Origin of the sequence: Bacillus sp. FSL K6-3431 (assembly GCF_038002605.1) — a bacterium.
Taxonomy (GTDB): domain Bacteria; phylum Bacillota; class Bacilli; order Bacillales; family Bacillaceae_C; genus Lederbergia.
This window is the reverse complement of record NZ_JBBOCT010000001.1, coordinates 632,535-656,024: the sequence shown is the minus strand read 5'-3', so window position 1 is coordinate 656,024 and position 23,490 is coordinate 632,535. Positions and strand designations below refer to the sequence as shown.

Genomic DNA, 23,490 nt, shown 5'->3' with positions numbered 1-23,490 from the left:
TAAAATAAAAATACGGAGATAGGAGATGAAAGATGATGCAAGGTTCCTTGAAACTCGCGAATGGGGATATATTTAACGGTGATTGGCATGGAGAAATCCACGAGTGTTATGGAGAAGTTATTCACTATACTGGAATGGGTAATTTTCTTGAGTTTTTAACAGACCCCGCTGTTAAAGAGAAGATTGTTCTTTCTACCTATCCAGGGATATTGAATGGCAGTATTGATGCAAATAAATTTGAAAGTGATTATATACAGGCAGCCGGAGTGATCACGCAACAAATATTGCCGTTAAACCATCAAGATAAAAAGAGTATCGCAGGATTATGCATACAACAAGGTGTACCTTTCATGGCGAATATGGATACCCGAGCGATTATGAAACGCCTGCGTACGGGTGGAGAGATGCCAGCGCAGATGGTAACTCAAGATGAATTAAAGGTTGTTGTATCTAATGTATCAAAAGTCAAATCGGAATCTACACATAAAAAAATGAATCACTCGGGCAATAAGCATATAGTTATCATTGATTTTGGCATGAAAAAGTCGTTGATTAACTGGCTAACAGCAGAAAACTTTAAATTAACGATCGTCGCGCCAAATATCATGGTAGAAGAGTTGTCGGCATTAAATCCAGATGGAATTGTTTTTTCAGGAGGACCTGGTAATCCTGACCTCTGGATGCAATTCTATCAAGAATATAAAAAAATAGCTGAAAAACACCCTACGATTGGATTTGGGCTAGGCCATCAAATTATAGCCAGTTCATTTGGGGCAACGATTAAAAAGCTAACTAGAGGGCATAGAAGTTTTAAACAGCCTATTATTCATACAGTTACGAATAAAGTGTTTTTATCCATTCAAAATCATGGGTTTTCCGTAGAAGAACAGAGCCTAAAAGAGACTGGTTTTTCTATTTTATATAAATCTGTGCAAGATGGATCTGTGGACGGTCTAATTCATGATCAATACCCAATTACCACCTATCAATTCCATCCTGATGGGAAAAATACAGAGCTCGAATCTATGATACTTGACTCTTTCTTCCATCAGTTGAACGAGCAAAAAGGAGTAACGTTATATGCCGAAGCGAAGTGACATAAAAACAGTTTTAGTAATAGGTTCCGGCCCGATTGTGATTGGGCAAGCGGCGGAATTTGACTATGCAGGTACACAAGCTTGCATGGCACTTAAAGAAGAGGGCTGCAAAGTTATTTTATTAAATAATAATCCAGCTACGATCATGACAGACGAACAATTTGCAGATACAGTCTATTTTGAACCTATGACTGCAAATAGTGTAACGGAAATTATTAAAAAAGAACGTCCTGATGGAATTCTCGGTACGGTAGGTGGGCAAACAGGCCTTAACTTAACCGTTGAATTGTATCAACTCGGAATCCTTGATAAATATAATGTTACGGTTATGGGGACTACACCAGAGTCCATCATTCAAGGTGAGGATAGGGAAGCATTTAGAGCATTAATGCATGAGCTAGGTGAACCTGTACCTGATAGTGAAATTATCCATACAGTTGATGAAGCAGTAGCATTTGCTAATTCGACAGGATACCCCGTTATAGTAAGACCGGCATATACGCTAGGTGGCGGTGGTGGAGGAATTGTTTCCAATGAAGATAAATTAATTTCGGTCGTTAAAAAAGGGCTGGATGCTAGTCCGATTTCTCAATGTTTAATCGAGAAAAGTATTGCCGGTTTTAAAGAACTTGAATTTGAAATGATGAGAGATGAAAACGATACATGTATTACCATTTGTAATATGGAGAATTTCGATCCAGTTGGGGTGCACACGGGTGATTCAATTGTAATTGCACCACAGCAAACATTATCAGGTAATGAGTATGAGGCACTATATACATCTGCAGTGAAAATTATCCGTGCATTAAAAATAATCGGTGGCTGTAATATTCAATTTGCCCAAGATCCTCATAGTGATCAATACTACTTAATTGAAGTCAATCCTAGATTAAGTCGTTCATCTGCACTTGCATCCAAAGCTGCAGGCTATCCAATTGCGAAAATTGCCGCTAAGCTGAGCATGGGGTATTTACTCCATGAATTAATCAATCCAGTCACTGGTACTACATTTGCGAGCTTTGAGCCTGTTCTAGACTATACTGTTGTTAAAATGCCACGTTGGCCGTTTGATAAGTTTCCGAATGCAGATAGAAAACTAGGAACACAAATGAAAGCGACGGGGGAAATTATGGCTATAGAAAGCCATTTACCTGCTGCATTCCAAAAAGCCATTCGATCATTAGAAGTTAAAACGATTGGTTTAGAATGGATAGGCATTTCTACTTATGAGGAAACCAAACTTTGGGAATCATTACGCTTACCGGATGATATGCGCTTTTTTGCGATATTAGAATTAATGAGAAGAGGAACAACATCTGAACAAATTCATGAAACAACAAAAATAAATATATATTTCCTAGAATGTTTAGCGGATTTAATTGAATTCGAAAATCAAGCTAGAAAAGAAACGATAGAAACAGTGAGTTCTGAGTTTCTTACCCAGCTTAAAATAAATGGTTTTTCTGATGAATGGTTGGCAGATGTTTGGAAAACAGAAACGATTCAAATTCGGAATAAACGGAAATTACATGATATATTACCTGTATACAATATGGTCGATTCCTGTGCTGGTGAATTTCCGGCTGAAACGCCGTATTTTTACTCTACTTGGAAAGGTGAAGGGGATACGGTAAAACAAAGTCAGCAAAAACGGATTGCTATTATTGGCTCAGGTCCAGTTCGTATCGGGCAAGGAATCGAATTTGATTTTTGTACTGTTCAAGGAGTACTTGCATTGAAAGAAGCGGGTTATGAAACAATCTTGATCAATAATAACCCGGGAACGGTTAGTACAGATTTTCAAATAGCAGATAAACTTTATTTTGAACCTTTACAGACAGAAGATGTGCTTAATATATTAGAACATGAAAAGCCTGATGGAGTAATCGTTCAGTTTGGTGGTCAAACAGCGATTAATCTGGCAAAAGATTTAGAAGATCATGGCGTTCCATTACTGGGAATTACGCAAGATCAAATTGATATAGTAGAAGATCGCGAACGTTTTTATACACTACTTCAAGGGCTTCATATCCCGCATATTCCGGGAGTAACTGCAGAAAACGAACAAGACTTATTTGGGAAAATAACCGACATTGGTTTTCCGCTTTTACTAAGGCCTTCCTATGTGATTGGTGGCCAGGGCATGATTGTTATTCATAATGAAAGTGAATTGCAAGCAAGCTTACAACAAATTAAATTTCCAGTGTTGGTCGATGCATATTACCCAGGAACGGAAATGGAAGTTGATGTACTTACAGATGGAGAAGAAATTATCATTCCAGGATATTTTGAACATATTGAAAAAGCTGGTGTTCATTCTGGGGATAGCATGGCAATCACACCACCGATATCGATCTCAGAAAAGCATATGCAAGATGCACACTTGTTTTCAGAAAAAATAGCTAGAAAACTAGCCTTTAAAGGGATCTTTAACGTTCAGTTTGTCATTTATAATGAACAAGTATATGTACTAGAAGTAAACCCTAGAGCTTCCCGAACAGTACCGATCATCAGTAAAATCACGGGAAATAATTTAATTAATGAATGTGTGAAAATATTAACTGGTTCTAAATTAATCCCACAGCAACAAAATAAGCAAACATATTACGCAGTGAAAAACCCGGTATTTTCAACTGGAAAATTAGATGGTGTTGATCCTGTTTTAACACCTGAAATGAAATCGACTGGAGAATTAATCGCATTTGGCGAAAGTGTGATAGAAGCATTTAGTAAAGCGATTAAATGGAATAATGAAGCTAATTTTAATGAAAAGCTTGGGGTCTATCTAGATGTCGAAGAAAATCAGCTTCCAAGGTTAAAGGAATTGCTCGATTCACACGGTGCAACAGTATCGACAAATCTAGATGCTATCCCATTCTCACAATGGTTGAAAGAAAACCGCGGTTCTATATTAGTTAGCCTAGCACAAACAGAAACATCTGAAGCGAATAGAAAGACTGCTTCCACTTCACAATTTATGGTAATTACAGAAATAGAAACGTTGGAAAAGTATTTATCCGCGTGCAGCGAACAGCTAGTTGGTCCCAAATCACTTCAAGATTGGCAGAAAAAAGTATCTGGAAAGGAAAAGGTGATTTAATGACGATTTTAACAGATAGTAAACATTTATTAACTTTAATAGATTTATCAACAGATGAAATAATGGATATTTTGGAGCTCGCTAAAGAATTAAAAGCAAAGCAAAAGCAAGGTGAATGTCACCATCTTTTAAAAGGAAAAACACTTGGAATGATTTTTGAAAAATCATCGACTAGAACACGAGTATCATTTGAAGTTGGTATGCACCAACTAGGAGGGCATGCACTATTTTTAAGTCGTGACGATATTCAAATCGGTAGAGGGGAATCTGTTGCAGATACTGCAAAAGTGTTATCACGCTACGTGGATGGCATTATGATCCGTGCCTATAGTCATGAAGCGGTAGAGGATTTGGCAGCTAATTCAACTGTTCCTGTTATAAATGGGTTAACGGATGACTATCATCCATGTCAGGCACTTGCAGATTTATTGACCTTATTCGAAGAAAAAGGAACATTAACTGGAAAAAAACTAGCATATGTTGGTGATGGAAATAATGTTGCTCATTCTTTAATCCTTGGTTGTGCGAAAACGGGTGTAAACTGTTCAGTGGCAACGCCAAAAGGCTATGAACCTAAGGAAGAAATAATTGAAAAGGCAAAGGAAATCGCGAAACAAACAGGAGCCGTAATAGAAATTACACATGATCCACAAGCAGCAGTAGTAGACGCTGATGCAGTTTACACGGACGTTTGGACTAGTATGGGCTGGGAAGAGGAAGAAGCGGTAAGGTTAGAAGCTTTCCAACCGTATCAAGTAAATAGTGAGCTCATGGGCCATGCAAATCAAGACGCGATATTCCTGCATTGTCTCCCAGCTAAGCGTGGAGAAGAGGTAACAGCAGAAGTAATAGATGGACCACAGTCATTTGTTTTTGAAGAAGCCGAAAATCGCCTTCATGTCCAAAAAGCAATAATGGTTGCATTAATGCAAGAATAAAATAGGGGCAGGTTCACCATATGTAGGCATTTTCCATATAATACAGTAAACAATATAAGGGAGGACCTGCACGATGGAAAAACTACGATCCTACTTATTCACTGTTAAAATAATGCCACCTGCAACGAAGTATGGACCTGTCGATGGAAGGAAATACACACTAACAAGCAAAGAAACAGATGGATCACGTATACTGACAATTGATACAAAATATGCAATGAATGCGGAAAATGTTCGATGCGAAGACATCCTTACAGCTGAGTGGATGCCAAAGCTCGGAGAATACACCTTATCTGGCAAAGTATTTATAGGCGGAAATGAGTATGATGAAGTGGCGGCATTAAACCGTTATAATCAACTTCAAGACAATCTTCCAGAAATGATACAAACCCTTATTAAAGGAGATTCAGCTCTCTACAGGCATGTTCCGTGGTTACTAGATGCACCAATTTATATAACATACGATTCGCATATACCGCATTATAATGTGATAAAGCAAGTTGGCACACCACGAAGTTATTTAAATAATAATTATTAGAGTATATGCAAAAAGTTCAGCGACATGCTTCAGTTATGTGCTGAGCTTTTTATTATATATTGAAGCAAAGGTGGACCATAAGAAAATGCCATTTACTCCACTAGAGAACGAATGTTCGCGGTAGCTAAATAGTACAAAAATGGCTATACTAAAATAATTGGTATGTATAAAAGGTGATTTAGTGGTGTATTTTCCAAATAGATTACATAAAATCCAAGGCTCGGTTTGTATCTCTCTTATTAAATGATTACATTCACATATGTAAATTAGACACAAGAAAGGGGCTGTCCAATGGATTTTTTAAAATATCGTTTTTATATTGAATTATTAGCGATATCATTCGGTATAGTTAGCCTTGTTTATGTTATTCCTGTACAAATTTATTTCGAAGGACAGCCGCGCTTTTTAACAATAATAATAAGTTTGTTTCTTTGGTATGTTATTATAACGAAAAATGAAACATTTCATGAACTTCTAGAAAAGTGGATGAATAAGTAAGTTTAGTTTTTTTGTGTTATGAAGTTAGGAACAGAGAAAAAAGCTTGTCTAACAGAAAAGTGTGTTCATCAATGAATGTAAATCCATTTAATGAAGTGAAAAATAGTGATTACAGGCATTAATAAAAAGGTTTGTAAACAAATCTAACCACCATAACCAGAATCCAATTTTGTAAGTGCTGTTAATATTAGTATAAGAATTTGGTTTAAACACGCTATGGAGTAAATAAACGTAAACAAACGCAAGTTGAGTGACCAGAATAATGATTTTTTTAAAAAAAAATGAATATAAGAATAAAATAAATTCCGTCTCAATATTAGTAGTATACTTATGATATGAGACCTTGTTTCTTAATTAGTTTCAGCTTCCGATAATATATATTATGTAAACTAGAAAAATTCAAAAGGAGTAGCTTAGGATACTCAGCTAATAAGCCCCTATCGTATGTCGTTTTATATTGAATTCGATCTACAGGTTCGCGATTTTATTACATGTAGTAAAATCTTGTATCAAAAGATTTTCTAATCCATTTTCCATCAATAATTAATATATGTATCATGTTCCAGAGCTTTTATTTTTAATGACTCTAAGACTGCTTGACTGATATTTGTTTTTCTGAATGATGTTCTTTTGTACTTATTGTTTTATGTATTAATTTTCCGTCATCCAGTTTTCATGTACAAAAACAAGAAAGTCTAAACAATTTGGACAAAAAAGTCTAAACTTCCGCTTATGCAAAACAATTGAGACTGAAAAGTCTAAACTAAACTATACTCTGCCCTATTAAGATACAAAATTGAGTACATTATAAACAATCCAATTAAATGGAAACACACATAAAACCGTTCATGGATACCTGTTCAGTTGCAATTATATTTTAATTCCAATTTCGACTATCTACAAATCTTAAAAGAATGAAGGTATATCAATGAAAGAACTAAAAGAAATTTCATCTAGCTTTTTATTTGTTTTTGTAATTTTTATCGGTGTGTGTTGATCATATTTCCTATTCTTCTTGGAATATCCTTTCGTTATTTCTAGAATATTTAAATGGTTCAGTTTATAAAAAAGCCCGTTTCTTACTTTAGAAAAGCGCTCGATTCCGGAAAAGTAAAGAAGATAAAGATTACCATGATGTCATTTGATACTATTTTTCGTCTGATTTATTAATTATTATTAAGTAAAGCTGTTCTCTGTTGTTCGAATCTCAGTTTTTAAATCAACTATGTTAAACTGTACAGAAAACTTGGTCTCACATGTGGAGCTTTCAGCCCATATATGCCCCCCGTGTAGATCAATAATACTTTTCGAAATGGCTAATCCTAACCCTGATCCACCTTGAGAAGCTGTTCTAGATTTTTCAACACGGTAAAATCGATTAAATATACGTGGTAAATCTTCTTCTGGAATTACTTCTCCATTATTATGAATAGAAATAATTATACTATTTTCTTCTTTTACCAATCGTACTTTTATTTCTCCAGGCTTCTGGCTATACCTTAACGCGTTGGTTAGTAAATTTTCAAAGACTCTTACCAGTTTATCCGGATCAGCCAGCATAAAAACTTTTTCTTTGTAAAGCTCCTTAACCATTACTATGTCGTTTTCAGTGCAAACAGGTACCAATTCCTCTATAAGTTGTTCCAAAAGTTCATTTAGACAAATCTTTTGCTTCTCTAGAATAGTGTTATTATCTGTGAGCTTCGTATACTCAAATAAATCTTCAACCAACATTTTTAATTTATCTGTTTGACCGTAGGCAATCTGAATATAAGATTCCATCTGATTGATATTTTTGTATTTTTTATCAATTACTAGCTTCAAATAACCAATCATTGATGTAAGTGGAGTCCTTAAATCATGAGATACGTTGGTGATTAATACACTTTTCGTTTTTTCAAGCTGTCGTTCCCGTTCAATTTTTGTTTGTAGCTCTCCTGCCATATGATTAATGGTGTTAGCAAATACACCTAGTTCATCCTTGCTTTTTGGTTCCACTCGAAAAGCAAGATCGCCTTTTGAAATAGTCCATAATCCCTCTGTTAGTTCTTTGAGATACTTTATTTTTTTTCTGGTAAGAAGATAAAATAAGAAAATAAAAGCTATTAGCGCGAAAAACAACGGAATCGGTTCCCAACCTGATGTTGCTGAAAAGCTTGATCTACCGTTAATAACACCAGAGACAACTACATATTCATCTTGATCGTTAATCGTAACGGGGTAAATACTATGGAATTGTTGTTTGCCGTTTTCAAAGTTTTCGTCCATATATTTATTCCGTTTTATGTTTATTGATTGCTGAATAATTTTATGGATATTAATTTGCATTTCTGGTGCATGTTTGGGTTTAAATACAACTCTACCATTCTTATCAACGATTAATATTTTTAAATTTTCATTTTCAGCAGTATCATTTATCGCTTTCTGAAGAAATAAGGAATCTTGAGTGATTTTTTCTTGCTGTGTCTCAATTAGGTCAACAATCCACAATGCCTCCCGTTCAATTTCTTCCATGCTACTTTGGTAATCTATACGTGGAGTTTTCGTCATATTGTAAAATATGACGAATGTTACGCTTAACACAGCACCTGATCCTACAAAACCAATGATAAAGGTAAGAATCAGCTGGAAACGCAAACTCTTTTGTATCCTCGTTTTCACCTTTTGAACATTATAGAAATGATTTACATTTCATGTATACAGGATGCTAGGTAAGAGAATAACTATATTAAAGACCATTTGATTTATGATTTTATATGTGGAGGTACAAAATGCCTTACGTAACTGTATTTGGACAAGGAACTTTTGAAGTGGAAATGGGAAAAAAGTTAGTTTTAGCACTGGAAGACAACGAAGTAAATATTCTCCATCGCTGCGGAGGCAAAGCAATATGTACAACTTGCAGAGTAGAAGTATTGGCAGGTGACTTTTTCGAGGTAACCAATAACGAAAAAAAAGCCTTTTCGAATAAAGGCATTGATGACCAATTATTCGAAGATTGTTTGCGTTTATCATGTCAAATTCTTGTGAATGGAGATATTACCGTTCGCCCAATTATGACAGTAGAAAATACTGGAAAGTCAGCTGGTCCAAGACCAGCTGACTAAATTGGCATTTAATATCAAAAACAAAATATAAGCTACTTAACCACTCTCTCCTTTTTGAGTGGTTTTTTGATTATCAATGGTTAACTCAATGGGTTATGAATCAATAAACATCATATATATTTAACTTAATGACTAGCTTGGGAAAGAGGTAGATATATGTTTATTTATATAGTTAAGATTGGGGAATCCATTTTCTCAATTGCAACAAAATATCAGGTTACTATGGATAGTGGCAGGAATGGATGCTTGAAATACAGGAGTACCAATAATAATAGCGTCTGCTCCCATGATCGTCTCCGTTACATACTTTGTATCACCATCATATTCCCAGTAATTACGCCCATCACTAAAGACCATTTCATATTCAGCTAAATCTAGTAATGTAATCTCCGCTTCTGGGTACTTTTCAGAAGCTTTATTAAGTGTATGATCCATCGCTACTCTTGTCTTGGATCCAACATTTGAGCCCGAGATTCCTACAATTTTAATATTAATCCCCCCTCGTATATTTCTTAACCACTGGCATAATTTCTGTAGCGATTAACTCAATATTTCTCGCAATCTTAGCAAATGGCACGCCACCAAAATCAATCTGAGCCATAAAGCGTTGTTGACCATATAGTTCATATTGGTAAATCATCTTTTCAATAATTTGTTGTGGACTGCCTATCATTAGCGCATCTCGATAATCAGTAGCTTGCGCAAATTGTTGTTTTGGATAGCCGCCACCTCTTAACGCAATCATACCAGCATTCAAGTGTGGGTAGGATTCTCTTAGTGCATCTTGAGAAGTTGCTGCTGTATAAAATAAACTCGTCGTTGCGATTGGCAACGTCGCAGGATCAAAACCGCTACGCTCAGCTGCCCCACGATACGCATCCACTGAAGCCTTAAAGTTAATTGCGGGACCACCTAGCGTTGTCAGCATCATCGGTACTCCTGCATAACCCGCTTTAATTGCACTAGCAGGTGGGCCCCCAACTGCACGCCAAATTGGTAAATGACTGTTTAAAGGCTGCGGGAGAATCATTGCATTTTTAAGCGGTGCACGGTATTGACCTTCCCAAGTAACTTTTTCTTCCTTATTCAACTTCATCAAAAGTTCCATTTTTTCTTCAAATAATTCCTCATAGTCACGTACATTATATCCGAGCAAATCATATGCCCCTGTACGCGAACCTCGTCCAGCGACAATTTCCGCTCGCCCCTTTGATATTAAATCAATTGTGGCAAAGTCTTCATACACACGAACGGGATCTGATACGCTTAATACCGTTGCTGAGCTGGCAATTTTAATATTTTTTGTCGCTTGCGCAATGGCCCCTAAAATGACTGTATGTGCCTGAGTTGTAAAATGAGTTTGATGACTTTCGCCGACTGCAAATACATCAATTCCTGCCTCATCAGCAAGCATACTAGCGTCAATTAATTCTTGAATTCGCTGTTCGGCGCTAATCATAGCGCCTGTATGTGGATTAAATAGATGATCCCCAATCGAATATAAACCGAATTCAATTCCTTTACTTTGATTGATACGATATTGCTCCATGTTCACTCTCTCCTTCTTAATCTATTGGTACTAATTTCGCTTCAATTTCTGTACGTCGTTTTTCTAAAAATGGTGGTAAATCTAATATTTTCCCTAATTCTTCAACTGTCGAATCTACAGTAAATCCAGGACCATCCGTCGCAATCTCAAATAGAATGCCATTGGATTCACGGAAATATAAACTCTTAAAATAAAAACGATCGACAATTCCAGTTGAGTGAAAGCCACGCTCTTTAACGATCCCATCCCAATAACGTAATTCCTCCTCATTGTTCACACGAATTGCCAGATGATGGATGCTTCCTCTACCAGGTTTTTCTCTTTCCCCATCTTGCTGTTTAATGACAATTTCTCCTAATGATTGCCCTGCAATAGACTGATAAATTGCTTCTGTATCTGAACGGCTTACTTCAAAGTAACCAAAGATATCTCGTAGCATTTTGGCTGTTTTATCCAAATGGCGGACTGTTATTTCGACTGCCCCCATTCCTAAGATACGGTGCTTTTCTTCGACGAAAGAATCTCCCCACGCTGACCAATAATCAGGAATATATTCACCGTTATTATTTATTAAGATCATTCGCAGTCCTTCAGAGTCTTCAAAATGGAGCGCATCCCGTCCAACATATTTTGTAATTTCATCATGCTTAACATTCATTGACTCAAAACGCTTTTTCCAATATACGAGACTTTCAAATGATGGAACAAGTAAGCCGATTTGAGTAATAGCATTTGTGCCACGGTGTGTCCTTCCTACAAGAGGCATTTCAAAAAATGATAGCTCAGTTCCCGCACTACCGGTTAAATCGCCGTAAAATAAGTGATACATCGAAGGATCGTCTTGATTTACAGTCTTTTTCACTCTGCGTAGTCCTAATACTTTTTGATAAAATTGATTATTTATTTGAGCGTTTTTCGTCATCATCGAAATATGATGATGACCAGGTACTTTAAACATATTGCTTCCTCCTTTTTAACTTGACTAATCAAGTGACAATGTAAAAAAATTACTCAGACGGTAATTTTTTTATTTGGCTGTGTTTGTGCACTCGTGTTATAAGTGTATACAATGTTTTCTTTTCTTCTTCAGTTAAAACATCATCAAAAAATGACGATTGGAATTCAAGTTGTGCTGGCATTGCCTCTTTTAATACTAATTCTGCCTTCTCTGTTAGACTAATCGTTTTCGTTTTCCAGTCTTGTTTACGAGTAATATAGTCTTCTTTTTCTAGCCTTGAGAGCATCCGGGATATACCACCTTGTGTGACCGTTACCTTCTCTGCTAACTCGCTTTGTGTGAGTGGCTGATATATTTGAATCTGAACAAGTACATCAAATTGGGCAGTTGTTAAATCAAATCGCTTTAAAAAATCATTCGACATTTGGTTACTTTGGTTTGTAAAACGTACTAAACGTAGCCAGATTAACGATCCAATTGTATTATTACGTATTTTACTCCCCTCCCCTTTACTAACCTTACTATCACTTTACTACTCAACTGATAATATGTCAAGTGATTATCTGTAATTCCATTTTTATTTATGTGAAAAAATTAGTAAACTGGTCTTAACGACCAGCTTACTTGTATCTCGCTAGCGAATAGAACTATATCATACTCTGTTCCCCGTAACTACTACACACATACAGCTACCTGCAATAATCAATATTTCCATTCCAGTTGCTTCTACAGATTTCAATATTATTAATTCATTACTTATTGCTATAACCCACAAAAAATTCATTTGAATAAAACTTCTTTACTAAATGTAATATCAACAAACTAACTCAATTTTATTCGCTTATCACTTTTTCTTTATCTTTCTTGCTTTTTACACGGAACGACAATAAAACACCTAAAATCCCCACTATGGATGCAATCATAAATGCATCTTGAATTCCATCCATTGCTGCTTGTTTAGGTTGTTGAAGTGATGTGTTTAAGGATGCATTACTCATAACAGAAACTAGGATTGCAGTTCCAATTGATCCGCCAACCATCCGGAATGTATTGCTCATTGCCGTACCGTGAGGAATGAGATGGGGCGGCAAGGCATTAATGCCAGCTGTCATTAACGGCATCATCATCATCGAGATACCAATCATCATTATGAAAAATATCGTCGCAATCCATACGATAGATGTATCGAGTGACAAGTTTGTATACAAAATCAACGACACCGAAATTAAGGAAAAACCACTTACAGAAAGCCACTTACCACCAAATCTATCAAATATCCTCCCAGTTACCGGAGACATAAAGCCCATGATCAGTGCCCCTGGAAGCAGCATTAAGCCCGATTCAAGAGCGGTAAAGCTTACTACATCCTGTGCGTAAATTGGTAATAGTGTTTGCGTTCCTACCATGATCGCAAATACTAAGACAGACAATATTGTTGTGACCGTAAACATGGGTGAGTTAAAGACACGGAATTCCAACATCGGCTGTTTCAGCTTCAATTGTCTTAAGATAAAGATGAATAATGCTACCGCCCCAACGCTAATTGCCCCAATAACTTGCGCGCTCGTCCATCCAGCTGTACCAGCGATACTAAATCCATAAAGTAGACCTCCCCATCCAAAAGTGGAAAAAACAACAGATACAAGATCTATTTGTACTTGCTTTTGTTCGGTTACATTTTTCATTAGGACTATTGCTAAAAGTAGAACAATCAAAGAAACTGGAAGCACAGTGTAAAATAGGGATCGCCACGAGAAGTGAACAATGAGCCAGCCCGCTAATGATGGACCTATTGCAGGGGCAAACCCCGTGACAAGACCAACCAGCCCCATTGCAGCTCCTCTTTTTTCAGGTGGAAAAAGGGTAAGCATAACCGTCTGCATTAAGGGCATCATAATCCCAGCTCCAACGGCTTGAACAATTCTTGCTAAAAGCAAAACAGAAAAACTAGGTGCGATTGCGCCTATCAACGTTCCGAGTGAAAAAATACTTAACGCAGCAACTAAAAGATGTTTGCTTGAAAACCTTTCTATAAAAAATGCTGTGACCGGTATTAATATTCCGTTCGTTAACATAAACGCCGTTGTCAGCCACTGGGCCTGGCTTGGATTAATTTGAAAATCACTCATTATAGGAGGAATGGCTATAATGATTAACGTTTGATTCAAAATGGTAACAAAAGACGCGGATAACAAGATTCCAATAATAAGGTTTCGGTTAAATGACTGTTTTTCAGATATCATCTATTTTAAGCTCCTATCAACTAAACTTATTTTTTAAATGCTTCACAAAACAAATCGATTGTATTGAGTAAAAAAGATTCCTCCCAGTCATGCAGGAAATGGTCTTTCCATAAAGAGGTGGATGAAAAATAACCATATAAAGTTGTTAAAAAAATAATGGCCTGTGCTTCTACGTTCACTTCCTTCATTTGGCTTCTCTCTTGCATAGAAGTAAAATAAGAGATGATTAAACTTTTAAGCTTCATTGTATTTTTGGCGATTGCTTGATTTAACTCTGGAAAATCGCTTCTTTCTTGAATCGCAATTAAAAAAATGGATTTATTTCTATTCATCGACTCAAGGTAAGACTTTGCTATTAAAGTCAAATCCGTCTCCAAGTCCCAAACAATATGATTCGTAAAAATTTCTTCAAAACGTGGAATATAAGAAAACTTTTCTACGGCTGATTCAAAAACACCCATTTTAGTTTTAAAGTGTCGAAAGACTGTCATTTCACTTACTTCAGCATATTGGGCTATTTCCTTTATAGAAACTGTTTGATAGCCTCTATCTTGCATTAGAGTTAATGCTGCCTGAAGTATTTTATCTGAGGTATTTTGCATCCTCTTCCCTCCAAATTAATTTTTGAATAGATTTGCATTTTAGTTCTACTTTATAAATGTTAGTTAGTCATAACTAACATTTATATTAAAAAATATCTAGATGTATCAATTTATTCATACAAATTGTGTATTAAACACTATATTACTATAACAAGTACAGGTTAAAACCTATCCATATTAACAAATGGCGTATGGTAATCAAGAATGCCTTTGACCTGTTTAATATTTATTTTTTCATCTTCTAAATAGCGATTAAAATCAAAGATAACTGGCATTCGATTGCCGCCAATTGCAAACAAAACCTTCCTTTCTCTCGGAATGTAAGCAGATGTGTGTATTGTTCCGGCCGAAGTAGCATATTTGCTAGAAAATATATCTTTTTCTTTATCGTTCAATATTCGATATGCCTCATATACATCTAGATCATCACTTTGCTTTCCTTCCAATTCCTTCTTTCGCCTTAATGAGTCATTCATTCGATAGCGGTTTTCTTCTGTTAACACTTCAAAATGATTCGTACTAATATTCGATTTTCTAGCTACTACCTTTCTTGGTGAAGCTTCTACAACAAATGTTTCACCACTCGGATCTAACAATACATAACTAAATGACGTTCGGTGGGGAATTTCCTTTAATAAAGAGATAGCTTCACCTACATTAGCACAAGTTTCTAAAATAATACGACCAATCATATTACATACAAATCCATTTTCTGAGCCAACTCGGTTAATAAAGTTATAGCCCATCGCAAGCCCTTTTTCATTCATTCCATCGGTACGACCTGTTATTTGCATTGAAGGACCTATAACAGCATAGCCCGTATCTGTTGGGTTATAAATTGTATACCTTCCTTCATAGTAACCGGGATGGCTATCATAATTTCTAATTAAAAATTCAGATCCTGTTAAAATAGAGCATCCACTTTTCTCATACTCAACATAATAACCTCCAAAGTCTCTTAAGGCATCCTCCATCGTCCAGTTTAGCGCATCCGCTAACCCATGTAGCTCATCCAACATACTAGGAATAAATTTGGAGAATAGATGAATCGCGTCTTTTTGATTGATATTAAAATGACGTTTTTTCATTGAGGCCCATTGCTTTTCACGATTGAACAGGATAGGAGACTCCTTTAACAACTCCCCTTGCATATAGCCGAAATCATAATGATTCCCTTTAAACTGAATGATATCGCTATAAAAATGATTCATTTATACGCTCCTCGTTTACTTCTAAGATTATATTCCGTGACTTCCTCTCTTCCTACTTGATTAATCAAGTGAAAGAGTAAAAAAACACCTATTTGATAACATCGCCGCACATTTCTTTTAAAAGCTTATAGCTTTCGTTTTCTTAGTTAATATCGTTCGGAAATCATAATTAGATAACTAAATTAACGACCCCATCGTGCTATTATATATTTCAAATTCTCTCTCAATCTAACATCACTTTACCAATCAATTGACGAGAAGTCAAATTTTAAGTCTCAATTTCGAGATTTATTTCCCAATAAAATATGTTACCTCATTACAACTTTGTCCTATGAATAAAAAACATATTTATTTCTGCTTTCCTTTTCCTTTGCTTTATATAACGCTTTATCTGCATGGGAAATTAAATATCTTATCATTGTCCCATGCACTTTAAAAATAGATTGCATCCTCATATCGATTTCTTCTACTTTTTCATAATTCGCAATATTCTTTAGACGTAATAGAAATTCATCTCCAACATTGTGTCCTAGTGAATCATTGATTGCTTTAAAATTAACAAGATCAATGTACATAATTGCCTTTTTTTCATCTGTCTTCGCTGCATCTTTTATTGATCCTTCAACTCCTCGATTTACAAAAGTATCAACCTGAAAATCTCGAATTTGAACTTAACAATTTCCCCTATAAGCATTTTTTTCCCTTCTTGAACTAACAATAGATTCCTTCATGTTGTGATTACATATACATTTATTCTTGTGAAAGCGGACCTTATTCGTTGTTAATAAAGGAATATCACTCTGCAATGTTTTGAATTATTTTGTATTTTGATTCAAATATGTAAGATAAAATACATATTAGCTTTTTACAAAAAAAGTATTTTTAAGCTCATCTTCTTTAAAAGGTGGTGTTAATTTAACAGGAATATTCAGGCAGCTTCGGGTTTCTTCTTATTATAAACTTGATATATGGAATCATCCAGGTCTGGATATGCCTTAGCTTTGATTTGAATATATGATTCTTTTCTTAAGCTGCCTAAATAAGGCTAATTGTTTTGATCATATCGATTACCCTCTTTTTCAAATCAATTTCTTCCCAGCTTTTACAGACCATTGAGCAAATTGACTGTAATTAATAAACAGAATGTTTTATTAGAAAAGACATATACCTTTTTAAAAAAATTATCTCTATAGAGACCCATGAATAGTAATTGGGTAAAGGTTTCCATTTAAGGAAAATGAAACTCTACCTGTTTCCTCAGATACAACTAGTACAAGAGCATCACTTCGTTCAGTTAAACCTAAAGCAGCGCGATGTCGTGTACCAAGTTTTTTTTCACCTGTATATCTGTCTGAAAGTGGAAGGACATTTGCTACGGAATCGATCTGATTTAGACTTACCAATACAGCACCATCATGGAGTGGATTTCCGGGGAAAAAAATTGATTCTAATAAAGAATGGGTTAACTCTGCTCCTATTGAAATACCCGGTTGAATCAAAGATTCAAGAGAATCTTCCCGTTGAATCACAATTAATCCACCATGTCTCAGATTGGACATGTTTTGTACGCAAATTGATAATTCCGGATACTTGTCCGTAAACGGAGACAAATAACAGTTTAAATAAAAAGTAGCAGCTTTCATTTCAATGTACACAAACTTTTCTTTAATTTTTTCGAAATTTCCAAGAAGGCAATAGTTTTCATTCCCCATTGCTTCTAAGTTATTCTGTAATGCTGTAATTACTTGGCGAATATCCTCTTTTAATATCTGTTTCATTGGTGAAAAATTGCAACTTTCATTCTTCACAGACACGCACCTCCCTTTAACTCTCTTTTTTACGATATATCATCACCAATATTGCTAGTAAATAGTTTAGTTTAAGTTTTAATAATATTTTTATCGGCTCACAACTTGTTCAATTTATATTTATTAATGTACTTAAAGTTTGTCTTCATGAGAATTATTTATTCATCTATTAAAAAAAAGGATGTTAGGAGGATTAAGTAGGGATACTGAAACAGCAAACATGATCTGTTTTTTAGTTGGCATCGCCGCTTCCTTTTGACTTAAGTTTGCGGGATCACTATTCCAAATAGACCACCCAAAATATAGTAGAAACAATAGTCCAATAGAAAATAGGACTATTTGCAATATCCGAACTGTTAACACGATGATGGAAACTCCCAACACTGCTGATAAAATGAGTAAAGTATCACAAGGAAGCTATAATAATGACTGGAATTGCTCGTCTGAATATTGATTGTGATGCCCATGATTAGAATTAAATACATTCTGTGCACCAAGGGAAAGATTAACCCGAAGGTCAATACAATTCCATGAAGTAACTCTGCTAACATTATGTTCCCACCTCACAAAGCACATATCAATCTTTCTTTTTATCATCAAAAAGACATTATACCTTTCATTAAAACTTTAAAACAAAAAATACACTTAAATATTTGTCAATACTTCATGTTTAACAAATAATTACTTAACAATCGAGGCTTTATTATCATTGCTAACGTAAAGATATTGGTATCAATAACTAAATGCCGGGAATTAAGAGGAAACTTTTGCACTTCCTTTTTTAGTGAAAAAAAAGTATCCTAGCTCATTTATTTTAATAATATATTTCATCCGCCTATCTTAGAAACGTCAATAATTAATGCTTTACTGCATATATATTTACTAAGACAAGATAAAGGATGGAATATATGACAAAACAAAGTCTTATAAAAGGAACGATCATTTTAACTGTAGCAGCCTTTATTACGAAATTATTGGGATTTGCCAATGGGATTATGCTAGCCAATATTCTTGGACCTGAAGGCGTTGGACTTATGATGATGGCAATGCCAATTGTGGGTCTATTATTTACCTTAACTACCTTGGGTCTTCCCTTAGCGATATCCAAACTTGTTGCCGAAGCTGAGATAAGAGAAGACAAGCTGCGTGTCAAAAAAATTCTCATTGTTTCTTTAACGACTATTGGTTTATTAAGTATCGTTGTCATGATTGCTACTTTCTTTTGTGCCAACTTTTTATCTTCGATTTTGTTAACGGACAAAAGAGCGTATTATTCTTTTCTTGCCGTCATCCCAATGGTCCCGATTGTGGCGATTTCTGCTGTTTTCAAGGGGTACTTTCGCGGAAAACAAAATATGACTCCGATTGCATCTTCTCAAGTTTTTGAACAGGTTATTACGATTGGATTTATTTTCATTTTGGTCCAAGGGCTACTACCTTATGGAATTGAATTTGCAACAGCTGGCGCAGTGTTAGGAAGCGTTATTGGGGAAATATTTTCTTTATTTTATATACTATTATTGTTTAAAAAGGAAAAAGATAAGAACTTTACATTGGGGAATTCCTTCATAAGGCATGCCAGAAATGGTAAAAAGATTTTTACGGACCTATTGCAAACTGGACTTCCCACAACCGGAGACGGTTTAATACTTTCGATCATAGGGATGGCAATGCCCGTGCTAATTACACAAAGTTTATCCATTGCTGGTGTGGAGACACCCCTTGCTACTAAACAGTTTGGGATTTTGGTTGGCTATGCTGCGCCTTTAATTTTACTTCCCGGATTTGTCACTCACTCATTATCTGTTCCCTTGGTTCCGGTTATAAGTGAAGCCCATGAGAAAAAAGATCATTTGCTCATACATAGGAGTATCCAACAAGCGATCCGGATTGGGTTAATCGTCGGCGTACCTTGGACAATCATTGTATATCTTTTTGCGGAACCATTAACTACGCTCATATATAAATCACCTGAAGCAGCTATCTTTGTGAAAATAATGGCACCATTTTTTCTTTTACATTATTTCCATGCACCATTACAAGCAGTACTAATTGGATTAGGAAAAGCGAAAGCGGTTATGTTCAACAACTTAGTTTCTTCAGTCATTACTCTTCCGATTATATTTATCCTAACCTCTAATCCTACATTCGAGATCAAAGGAGTAGCGATTGCGATGAATGTAGGCGTAGTGTTAGGTACCTTACTACATCTTATAACCGTTTCAAAACTAATTGGATTTAATCTAAATCTACTGGATTTTGTAAAAGTTTTGTTATCAGGTATGCTAATGGGTTGTGGAGGATTAATCATATATAGGTCTATCGGTAATACAAATCCAGTATTCCAGTTAGGGTCAGCGTTAATGTTATCCTTGCTTATTTATCTATTATTCCTTGCATCTTTTAAAAGTAAAGCTTTCAATAATTAATGAGTATACATGTACTTAACTGTACGGCAGGAGGATTTTCTTTCACAATCAGAATTTAGATTAGTAACTATTAAATAGCAGAAATCACAGTTCCTAAAATCCTTGAAAAAAAGGCATCACGAAGTTTAGTGTCTTTTGCGATGCCTTTCTATTCGAAGCGCGGGATACCTCATTTCTTACTAGGTTCTCGTCTAGTTATAAAACACTTTCGGAATTGGTCCCATAGCTCTTCTATGATACATGAGAGGTCCTTTACTTTCGTTCTTAATATCTACAACTTCGCCAATTAATATCGTATGGTCACCAGCATTAACTTTCTGATAAGTTTTACACTGCAGAACCGCTAGAGAATTAGCTAAAATGGGAAGTTTGAGATCCGACTCTTTCCAGTCACATTGACTGAATCGATCATTTACTTTACTAGCAAAGAGTGTGCATAGTTCACTTTGATCCTCAGCTAAAATATTTACTGCGAATGTATCAGTTTGGAGGAAAGCGTCATAAGTGCTGACCTTTTTGTCAATGGACCATAAAATAAGTAAAGGCTCTAAAGATACAGACGCGAATGAATTAACAGTAATCCCCAAAGGGTTATCATTCTGATCAAAAGCTGTAACGACGGTCACCCCTGTAGGGTAATTCCCCATTGCTTCTTTAAAGCTAGTTATATTTTCTGCATTCTTCCCCATATAAGTACTCCTTTGTAATTGTTATCATTCGCATAATTAATATCTAATTTAGTCATCCTCAGGTGACACAAATATTATCAAATAGAATGTCGTTTTCTATTTAACTTCAACGTTTGTTGACAAAGACTATGTCTTGTAAGGGTTTGAAAAAGATTGTATACGACAGAGTTAATTTATATGTTAAAGAAGCTTTTTGCTTTTTCAACAAAAACAATATCTTCTTCTAGCATTTCTTCTTCATGATAAATTGCTTCTACCGGACAAGCGGTCTCACACGCTCCACAATCAATACATACTTCAGGATCTATAAAATATTGATCTTCTCCCTTTACAATACAGTCGACAGGGCAAACCTCGACACAATCTGCTGCAAGTTCAGCTATACAAGGAGAAGTTATTACAAAAGCCATTTATAATCACGCCCTTTTACTAATTTAAAGAACTTAATTCCACTCTTAGGAAAAGCTTTTTTTAACTTCTTCATTCGAATGTTCCCAGTAGCTATAATTAAATTTTATCAAAAAACGTTTGAGTAGTTCTTTGGATTTTGCATCCATATGACTAATTAGAATTTTGTTTTTCAATACCTGATCTAAAGTATTGACATGTTCAGGCATAGATTTATAACCAGGTCGGATTCTTCGTTCTTCCCTGGAAATTAATATTTCGCATGCACCTATACCTGAGTAAAATGGGCCAATATCTCCGAGTTCAAGTGATACCCAGACAATCCAGTATAATCGCGGTTCTATTAAATTGTCTTTTGTCGGCCCAAATCTAACTTTTCTTTCTACACAACTTCTACCATGTAAAGCATCGATATCAATAAACGCTAGTGTCTCTTCAGGATCGATGATAACGGGAGTAATATTTTCTAAAGAAATTGTCCCGACTCCGTAGCCACCTTCGCCCCTTGTAGGATCGTTTTTAAGGATATTAAATTGCGGACCACTAGGTGAACTTTCTTTCAACTGGGTCCCCCCTTATACTTTTATATTTAAAATGGTTGGTTGGTATAGTGATTACAGTAATGGTTAATTATGTACGACATTACATTTTAGCTGATAATGTTTTCTAATAGGATAAGGGCGTTAAGGCACTTATCCCATATCACTTATCCCCTTATCCCTTATTGATTAAGCATTCAATGTGTTTGAAAAATTAATGGAGACTGCATCCCAATTAATAACTTTAAAGAAATTTGAAATATAATCTGGTCTTCTGTTTTGGTAAGCTAAATAATATGCGTGTTCCCATACATCTAAGCCTAAGATTGCAGTTTTTCCTTCTATAATTGGATTATCTTGATTTGGCGTACTTGTTATTTCAAGTCTTTTTTCGGAGTTAACAGCTAACCAAGCCCAACCTGAACCAAATCTGCTTATAGCACTCTTCGAAAACTCATCTTTAAAGTTTTCAAAACTGCCAAAACTATTATTAATAGCTATTGCTAGGTTGCCTGTAGGAGCATTGCCTTCTGAAGGTGAAGCTAGAATTTCCCAGAACAGAGAATGGTTTAAATGGCCACCACCATTATTTCTAACAGCCGTTCTAATGGATTCAGGCAAAGCATCTAAATTTGTTAGTAGTTCTTGCAAAGATTTGTTATGTAAATTTTCGTATCCTTCCAAAGTAGTATTCAAGTTGTTTACATAGGTTTGATGATGCTTCCCGTGATGTATTTCCATTGTTTGTTGATCAATGATTGGTTCTAATGCATTAAAAGCAAAACTTAAAGCGGGTAGTGTGTATTTCGCCATTTTTATTCCTCCTAATAGTTTTTATACTTTATGGTTTATTAAGTATAAGTTGATAGTATAATAGACACTCTAAAGAAAGCAATTAATTTGCTCAATTAAAAAGTCCACTTGATTTAATCTGTCATTACGGAGAAAATATGATAACAAAAAAGAAAGGCAACTGTCATGTTTTTACATAACAGTTGACCTTTCTTTTGTATCTTTTTGAATAAGTAAGCTTTTATTTTCATTAGGCTCATCAAAATGAATAAGGAAATGGCAATGATTTTCTCCATCAGCCTTACAACTGGTTCGTTGCACATGTTTTGTATTCAATATTTTTTTAAACATCTTCGTTTCACATGTACATGCCTGTTTAAAATTCTTTGACACCTCAAAAATAGGACAATTATACTCAATTAATTCAAATTGATTTGTATCTATCTGATTAAGCTCAGCCATATATCCTTTTTGACTTTGGATGTTGGTCAGGGTCTCTAATTTTTCTTTATTTGATAAGGTATTTTTCACATATGATGCGTATTTATCCGCCAATCGTTTACTTCTGTTTTCAAAAAGCTGGTCTATAATTTCATCTCCTTGAAGTTGTTGGAGATCATGAAGGAAGTCTACCGTAAGGTTTTCGTAGTTTTTAGGAAACAACACTTCCGCTTCCTTTGTTAAGGAAAAAACTTGGACAGGACGACCCATAGGCTGCTTTATTTCAGAGACTTGGATAAAAGAGTCTCGATCAAGAATATTAAGATGCTTTCTCACGGCCATTTCTGTAATATTCAGTCGTTGAGACATTTGATTCACTGTCATTTGGGTTTCCTTTTTTAGCAAATCAAGTAATTTTTCTCTAGTTGTTAAACGAGAGTCCATATATTTTCACCCCCGAAATAAAAGTTTCTTACCTTATCATAACATCAATATATTGTTTTTTATAGTAAGTTCCTTTGGTAATCTATTTATACTCTATTA

The 23,490-nt window shown here is 35.3% G+C and carries 23 protein-coding genes and 1 pseudogene; 7 read left to right on the top strand and 17 right to left on the bottom strand.

Annotated elements, in window-relative coordinates; all coding sequences use genetic code 11:
* Positions 1 to 32: 32 nt before the first annotated feature.
* The 5 genes from MHB53_RS03195 (at position 33) to MHB53_RS03175 (ending at position 6,171) form a co-directional block, all read left to right on the top strand.
* The gene (locus MHB53_RS03195) at positions 33 to 1,097 is read left to right on the top strand and encodes a carbamoyl phosphate synthase small subunit (protein WP_340915702.1); all 1,065 of its coding nucleotides are present in this window, start codon (positions 33 to 35) and stop codon (positions 1,095 to 1,097) included.
* Positions 1,081 to 4,197 carry a carbamoyl phosphate synthase large subunit gene (locus MHB53_RS03190; RefSeq protein WP_340915701.1) on the top strand — a complete coding sequence of 1,039 codons (3,117 nt, stop codon included), beginning with the start codon at positions 1,081 to 1,083 and terminating at the stop codon, positions 4,195 to 4,197. Before MHB53_RS03195 ends, MHB53_RS03190 begins: the two co-directional genes overlap by 17 nt.
* Positions 4,197 to 5,135, top strand: coding sequence for an ornithine carbamoyltransferase (gene argF, locus MHB53_RS03185; RefSeq protein WP_340915700.1), 939 nt, complete (start codon positions 4,197 to 4,199; stop codon positions 5,133 to 5,135). The genes MHB53_RS03190 and argF overlap by 1 nt, the downstream gene beginning before the upstream one ends.
* Positions 5,136 to 5,208: 73 nt before the next feature.
* Entirely contained in the window at positions 5,209 to 5,673 is a 465-nt protein-coding gene (locus MHB53_RS03180; protein ID WP_340915699.1) for a staygreen family protein, read from the top strand.
* A gap of 291 nt (positions 5,674 to 5,964) precedes the next feature.
* Positions 5,965 to 6,171, top strand: a complete 207-nt coding sequence (locus MHB53_RS03175; protein ID WP_340915698.1) for a hypothetical protein — start codon at positions 5,965 to 5,967, stop codon at positions 6,169 to 6,171.
* 1,176 nt (positions 6,172 to 7,347) lie between these two features.
* On the opposite strand, the gene MHB53_RS03170 is transcribed toward MHB53_RS03175, so the two are convergent.
* Positions 7,348 to 8,808, bottom strand: coding sequence for a sensor histidine kinase (locus MHB53_RS03170; RefSeq protein WP_340915697.1), 1,461 nt, complete (start codon positions 8,806 to 8,808; stop codon positions 7,348 to 7,350).
* Positions 8,809 to 8,942: 134 nt separating this feature from the next.
* Between MHB53_RS03170 and MHB53_RS03165 the strand changes: the two genes are divergently transcribed.
* Positions 8,943 to 9,278, top strand: coding sequence for a 2Fe-2S iron-sulfur cluster-binding protein (locus tag MHB53_RS03165; protein ID WP_340915696.1), 336 nt, complete (start codon positions 8,943 to 8,945; stop codon positions 9,276 to 9,278).
* A 225-nt stretch (positions 9,279 to 9,503) separates the two neighbouring features.
* On the opposite strand, the pseudogene MHB53_RS03160 reads toward MHB53_RS03165, so the two are convergent.
* The 11 genes and pseudogenes from MHB53_RS03160 to MHB53_RS03110 form a co-directional block, all read right to left on the bottom strand.
* Positions 9,504 to 9,767, bottom strand: a pseudogene (locus MHB53_RS03160) (NADPH-dependent FMN reductase); the annotation flags it as partial.
* 1 nt (position 9,768) lies between these two features.
* On the bottom strand, positions 9,769 to 10,827 hold the full coding sequence (locus MHB53_RS03155; RefSeq protein WP_340915695.1) for an LLM class flavin-dependent oxidoreductase: 1,059 nt from the start codon (positions 10,825 to 10,827) through the stop codon (positions 9,769 to 9,771).
* 16 nt (positions 10,828 to 10,843) lie between these two features.
* Complete coding sequence (locus tag MHB53_RS03150) at positions 10,844 to 11,785, bottom strand: ring-cleaving dioxygenase (RefSeq protein WP_340915694.1); 942 nt, start codon at positions 11,783 to 11,785, stop codon at positions 10,844 to 10,846.
* 49 nt (positions 11,786 to 11,834) lie between these two features.
* A complete protein-coding gene (locus MHB53_RS03145; protein WP_340924446.1) occupies positions 11,835 to 12,278 on the bottom strand; it encodes a MarR family winged helix-turn-helix transcriptional regulator in 444 nt (147 codons plus the stop codon).
* A gap of 159 nt (positions 12,279 to 12,437) precedes the next feature.
* Complete coding sequence (locus MHB53_RS03140) at positions 12,438 to 12,569, bottom strand: hypothetical protein (RefSeq protein ID WP_340915693.1); 132 nt, start codon at positions 12,567 to 12,569, stop codon at positions 12,438 to 12,440.
* 49 nt (positions 12,570 to 12,618) lie between these two features.
* Complete coding sequence (locus tag MHB53_RS03135; protein WP_340915692.1) at positions 12,619 to 14,028, bottom strand: MDR family MFS transporter; 1,410 nt, start codon at positions 14,026 to 14,028, stop codon at positions 12,619 to 12,621.
* A 26-nt stretch (positions 14,029 to 14,054) separates the two neighbouring features.
* On the bottom strand, positions 14,055 to 14,630 hold the full coding sequence (locus MHB53_RS03130) for a TetR/AcrR family transcriptional regulator (protein ID WP_340915691.1): 576 nt from the start codon (positions 14,628 to 14,630) through the stop codon (positions 14,055 to 14,057).
* Positions 14,631 to 14,791: 161 nt separating this feature from the next.
* Positions 14,792 to 15,841, bottom strand: a complete 1,050-nt coding sequence (locus MHB53_RS03125) for a C45 family peptidase (RefSeq protein ID WP_340915690.1) — start codon at positions 15,839 to 15,841, stop codon at positions 14,792 to 14,794.
* A 329-nt stretch (positions 15,842 to 16,170) separates the two neighbouring features.
* The gene (locus tag MHB53_RS03120; protein WP_340924443.1) at positions 16,171 to 16,455 is read right to left on the bottom strand and encodes a diguanylate cyclase domain-containing protein; all 285 of its coding nucleotides are present in this window, start codon (positions 16,453 to 16,455) and stop codon (positions 16,171 to 16,173) included.
* A 573-nt stretch (positions 16,456 to 17,028) separates the two neighbouring features.
* Complete coding sequence (cdaS, locus tag MHB53_RS03115) at positions 17,029 to 17,649, bottom strand: sporulation-specific diadenylate cyclase CdaS (protein WP_340915689.1); 621 nt, start codon at positions 17,647 to 17,649, stop codon at positions 17,029 to 17,031.
* Positions 17,650 to 17,811: 162 nt separating this feature from the next.
* Positions 17,812 to 18,012 (bottom strand): LysE family transporter, encoded by a 201-nt coding sequence (locus tag MHB53_RS03110; RefSeq protein ID WP_340915688.1) that lies wholly within the window; start codon positions 18,010 to 18,012, stop codon positions 17,812 to 17,814.
* A gap of 545 nt (positions 18,013 to 18,557) precedes the next feature.
* Here MHB53_RS03110 and spoVB point away from each other — a divergent pair.
* The gene (spoVB, locus tag MHB53_RS03105) at positions 18,558 to 20,078 is read left to right on the top strand and encodes a stage V sporulation protein B (RefSeq protein ID WP_340915687.1); all 1,521 of its coding nucleotides are present in this window, start codon (positions 18,558 to 18,560) and stop codon (positions 20,076 to 20,078) included.
* A gap of 191 nt (positions 20,079 to 20,269) precedes the next feature.
* On the opposite strand, the gene MHB53_RS03100 is transcribed toward spoVB, so the two are convergent.
* The 5 genes from MHB53_RS03100 to MHB53_RS03080 form a co-directional block, all read right to left on the bottom strand.
* On the bottom strand, positions 20,270 to 20,767 hold the full coding sequence (locus MHB53_RS03100) for a flavin reductase family protein (protein WP_340915686.1): 498 nt from the start codon (positions 20,765 to 20,767) through the stop codon (positions 20,270 to 20,272).
* Between the two features lie 173 nt (positions 20,768 to 20,940).
* Positions 20,941 to 21,177, bottom strand: a complete 237-nt coding sequence (locus MHB53_RS03095) for an indolepyruvate ferredoxin oxidoreductase subunit alpha (RefSeq protein WP_340915685.1) — start codon at positions 21,175 to 21,177, stop codon at positions 20,941 to 20,943.
* Positions 21,178 to 21,222: 45 nt separating this feature from the next.
* Entirely contained in the window at positions 21,223 to 21,738 is a 516-nt protein-coding gene (locus tag MHB53_RS03090; RefSeq protein ID WP_340915684.1) for a YwhD family protein, read from the bottom strand.
* Positions 21,739 to 21,903: 165 nt separating this feature from the next.
* On the bottom strand, positions 21,904 to 22,527 hold the full coding sequence (locus MHB53_RS03085) for a superoxide dismutase (RefSeq protein WP_340915683.1): 624 nt from the start codon (positions 22,525 to 22,527) through the stop codon (positions 21,904 to 21,906).
* 171 nt (positions 22,528 to 22,698) lie between these two features.
* Entirely contained in the window at positions 22,699 to 23,391 is a 693-nt protein-coding gene (locus tag MHB53_RS03080; RefSeq protein WP_340915682.1) for a helix-turn-helix transcriptional regulator, read from the bottom strand.
* Positions 23,392 to 23,490 lie beyond the last annotated feature (99 nt).